Consider the following 3,877-nt stretch of genomic DNA (forward strand, 5'->3'; position numbering starts at 1 on the left):
TACATTGACTTTGCCGGGTCGGGGGTGGTGCACTTGGTGGGTGGGGCTGCAGCTTTTGCGGGAACTTTGGTGTTGGGGCCGCGCTTGGGCAAGTATGGTCCCAATGGGGAGCCGCGGGCTATTCCCGGGCATAGCTTACCCTTGGGCATGTTGGGGGCGTTGATCCTGTGGCTGGGCTGGATTGGCTTTAATGCCGGCTCTACAACGGCAGCGATTCCTGATATTGGCTGGATTGCTTTCAATACCTATTTGGCCGGGGCGGCAGGAGCCATCGGCGCTCTCTGTACTTCCTGGGCCATTTTTACCAAGCCGGACATGACGTTTGCAGCCAATGGGACACTGGCGGGGCTGGTGGGCATTACTGCTCCTTGCAACACTGTTCATCCTTTGGGGGCAATCCTTATCGGCTCGGTGGCCGGGGTGTTGGTGGTGTTGTCGGTGCTGTTTATCGAGGGCACCTTGAAGGTGGATGACCCGGTGGGGGCGGTGTCGGTACATGGGGTGTGCGGCGCTTGGGGGGTCATTGCTGCAGGGATCCCGTGGTTTGCCCATGCGGAAGCGGGGGTGACTTGGGCGGTGTTGCCGGTACAGATTCTGGGGGTTATTGCCCTGGGAGGATGGTCTTTTATCTGTTGTCTGGCTTTGTTTTTGATTTTGAAGGGCACCATCGGTCTGCGCGTCTCGGCAGAAGAAGAGTTGGCCGGCTTGGATATTGGCGAGCACGGCAACATTGCCTACCCTGACTTTGTCACTGCTTCGGGAGAGTTGGAAGGTTGAGTTGAGCAGTACACTGGGATCCGGTTGGATGCACTTTTGGATCCCATGCACCTTCTGATCCCGGCGGCTGGCAGCGGCAAGCGAATGGGAGCTGCGGTCAATAAGCTGTTGCTGCCGCTCTTGGGTCAGCCGATTTTGGCTTGGACGTTGCAGGCTGCGGATCAGGCCAGCTCCATCGAGTGGATTGGCATTCTCTCCCAACCCGGCGATTGGCCAGCCATCGAGCAGATCCTGGCGGCAATGGATCTGTCCACGCCGGTGCAGCTTTTACAAGGGGGGGCGACGCGGCAGGAGTCGGTTTACAGGGGGGTTGAGTATCTCTACAACCTGGGAACAGTAGAGCGGGTGTTGATCCACGATGGGGCCCGCTGCCTAGCTACCCCTAAGTTGTTCGATCGCTGTAGTGCTGCTTTGCAGCAGGTGGATGGTCTCATCGCGGGGATCCCTGTCAAGGACACGATTAAAGTCGCTGAGGCAGGCCCAAAAGGGATCCAAATTCAGTCAACCCCAGAACGCAGCCGGCTGTGGGCAGCGCAAACGCCGCAGGGGTTTCGCCTGTCGATGCTATGGCAAGCCCATCGGGAGGCTCTGGCCCAGGGTTGGCAGGTAACCGATGATGCAGCCCTATTCGAGAAGCTGGGTTGGCCAGTCTACATCGTCGAAGGGGAGGAATCCAATCTGAAGCTAACCACCCCCCTGGATGTGTTGCTGGCCGCACAAATCTTGCAGCAGCGTCTCGGACCAGCGCGTTAGCTCAATTCAATCCCGGTAGGGCCAGTCTCAACCTTGGGAATTAAAAGTAGGGAGGAAGAAATCTAGGTTCACTAAGAGCACTTTGATCACCCCATCTCTTGTGGTCCGTTGGAAATGAAAATGATAAGGTCTGGCTGTTTAGAATCTAATGCACCCAAGACACCTGAAACCAAGCAAAAGATGAGATTAATGCACTTTTCACTTTCTTCATAAACTTGCCGTTCTGAGAACCGAACTACAACCCAGCCTCTATCCGCTAGATAAGCATCACGCTTACTTTGCTTAGGATCATTCACAGTATGGGCTGGCCTACACAGATTACCTTCAAGAAACCATGGCTCATCAATTTCAATGTCAATGAGTAAAACGAGTGATCTTTTTCCATCTCTAGATACCTGCATTGCGATATCAGGGGTATAGCACCGGACACTAGACTGCTCTATGCACCAGCACCAGTTGCCCATGCCGATTGCAGCTTGCCCATCAAAGGCTGGGGTAGCTCGGGTAGATTTGGCCTAACAGGGCGTTCCGGCATTCGAGGTAGTTCAGGTTCCGTTGGGCGCTCCGGCATCTGTGGCGGCTCAGGCTCCGGCGGGCAAGGTGGGAGATCTGGCCCCCTCAAGAGGAGAGCAATCGGCTGGGGTAAAACAACGTAGGGATAATAGTCTTTCCGAACGTACCTTAAGATGGGATGCGAGTGCCTGTCGTGATCTTGCATGCTTGAGCCTCCAGATAAGTTCCCTTGGAATCCAGTTTGAAAAGACTTTGGAAAAGGGATCTTCAAAGAGGCCCTTGAAGGGGTAGGAAGCAAGCAAATGCGCGAACCGACGTCGTGGCCTGTCTACATTGTCGGGGCTGGCCCCGGGGATCCGGAGCTGATTACCCTGCGGGGGCAAAGACTGCTGGCGGAAGCCGATGTAGTGTTCTACACAGGTTCTTTGGTGCCAGAGGGAGTGCTGGCCCATTGTCGCCCTGGGGTTGAGGCCATTGACACCCGCTCCTTCACGCTGGAAACGCTGCTGCCGCAAATTGTGGAACGGGTCAAGGCGGGGCGGCGGGTGGTGCGGCTGCAGGATGGGGATCCCTGCCTTTACGGCGCTCTGCACGAGCTGCTGATCCGGCTGGCGGAGGCAGGGATCCCTTTTGAGATCGTGCCGGGAGTAAGCGCCTTTCAATTGGCAGCCGCCCGTTTGCAGGTGGAGTTGACCATACCCAAGTTGGTACAGACGATTATCCTCACCCGCGCCAGCGGTCGCACCCAGGTACCGGAAGCAGAAGCCCTGGCCAGTCTGGCAGCCCACCGCGCCTCTTTGTGTCTATATCTGAGCGCCCGCCACGTAGAACAAGCGCAGGCAGATCTGCTGGCTCACTACCCCGCCGATACCCCGGTTGCCGTTTGTTATCGCTTGGGTTGGCCGGACGAACAGATCTGGCTGGGATCCCTGGCCGAGATGGCCGCCCTCACCCGGCAAGCCGGCTTAGAACGCACAGTGCTCTATCTCGTCAGCCCTGCCTTGAAAGGCTTGTCAAGCTCCAGATCTGCCCGCTCGCGGCTCTACAGCCCTGACCACACCCACCTTTTCCGTCGCAAAATGGGCCAGCAGCCCCGTTTGTAACAGGCTCTTTCAGTATATTGACGGACTCCGGCAGATTGAGCACAATGAGGCAGCAAGATGAGGTCAGAGGCCTGGACTTCTGGCGAGGGGGTACTCGTTTTTGCCGAGAGAAGTGGATCCCTCTTGGATTGGAGTTGTTACAAGACCATTTTTTCACTCTCTAACTTAACTTTGCGAACTCTAACTTTATGGCTGGCTCATCTGCTGCTCGCAGCGTGGAAACCCTGATCAAGGCTCTGCAGAAGGCCCTTGCCCCTCTGCCGACCCGTTCGGCGCTGAAGCAAGATGTCCTTTACCTCATGGTGGATCTCCCACGGCAGGGGATGTTTAGCCGCTCTATGGTGTTGCATCGAGTTGCCAGCCAATTGGGGGGCTTGCCTGTGCAGGGAGTTAGCCAACTGGTGGTGTACGGTCGGCTTCAGGGGGAAACACAGCCGCAGTGGAAAAAAGTCTTCTACTTGTCCTCTGGGGAAAGCAGTGCCGATGCCACGCAGATTGCATTACCGGGCACCAAGATTTCTGAGATCAAGGTGCTGGAGGCCCAAAAACCTGTTGTGGATCCCGACCACAACTCCGATTTTCGCAAAGTTAAAACTCTGGGGGCACCGGTTCCCAAAATTCAGAAAGAGCGCTGGCCAGAAGCGGCTCCAAGCCAGGCCTCGGTTGGCCATGCCCCTTCCCAGACCGAGATCCCGACCCCTCTGCCTACAACTGCTCGCTCCGGTTTTCCT

At 56.6% G+C, this 3,877-nt stretch carries 5 protein-coding genes; 4 read left to right on the plus strand and 1 reads right to left on the minus strand.

Going from position 1 to position 3,877, the window contains the following annotated elements; all coding sequences use genetic code 11:
• Together NW837_RS00650 and ispD are read left to right on the plus strand one after the other, a co-directional pair.
• Nucleotides 1–777, plus strand: a 777-nt coding sequence (locus tag NW837_RS00650; protein WP_414328800.1) for an ammonium transporter, incomplete at its 5' end; no start/stop codon positions are given.
• 45 nt (nucleotides 778–822) lie between these two features.
• Nucleotides 823–1,530, plus strand: a complete 708-nt coding sequence (ispD, locus tag NW837_RS00655; RefSeq protein ID WP_041437650.1) for a 2-C-methyl-D-erythritol 4-phosphate cytidylyltransferase — start codon at nucleotides 823–825, stop codon at nucleotides 1,528–1,530.
• 86 nt (nucleotides 1,531–1,616) lie between these two features.
• Here ispD and NW837_RS00660 read toward each other — a convergent pair whose 3' ends face one another.
• On the minus strand, nucleotides 1,617–1,994 hold the full coding sequence (locus NW837_RS00660; protein WP_414328801.1) for a DUF559 domain-containing protein: 378 nt from the start codon (nucleotides 1,992–1,994) through the stop codon (nucleotides 1,617–1,619).
• Between the two features lie 351 nt (nucleotides 1,995–2,345).
• On the opposite strand from NW837_RS00660, the gene cobM reads away from it, so the two are divergent.
• Both cobM and NW837_RS00670 read left to right on the plus strand, forming a co-directional pair.
• Complete coding sequence (gene cobM / locus NW837_RS00665) at nucleotides 2,346–3,146, plus strand: precorrin-4 C(11)-methyltransferase (RefSeq protein WP_414328802.1); 801 nt, start codon at nucleotides 2,346–2,348, stop codon at nucleotides 3,144–3,146.
• A gap of 188 nt (nucleotides 3,147–3,334) precedes the next feature.
• On the plus strand, nucleotides 3,335–3,877 hold a 543-nt coding region (locus NW837_RS00670), incomplete at its 3' end, for a hypothetical protein (protein ID WP_414328804.1).

The sequence above is a fragment of the Synechococcus sp. R6-10 genome (assembly GCF_047461815.1).
GTDB lineage: Bacteria > Cyanobacteriota > Cyanobacteriia > Thermostichales > Thermostichaceae > Thermostichus.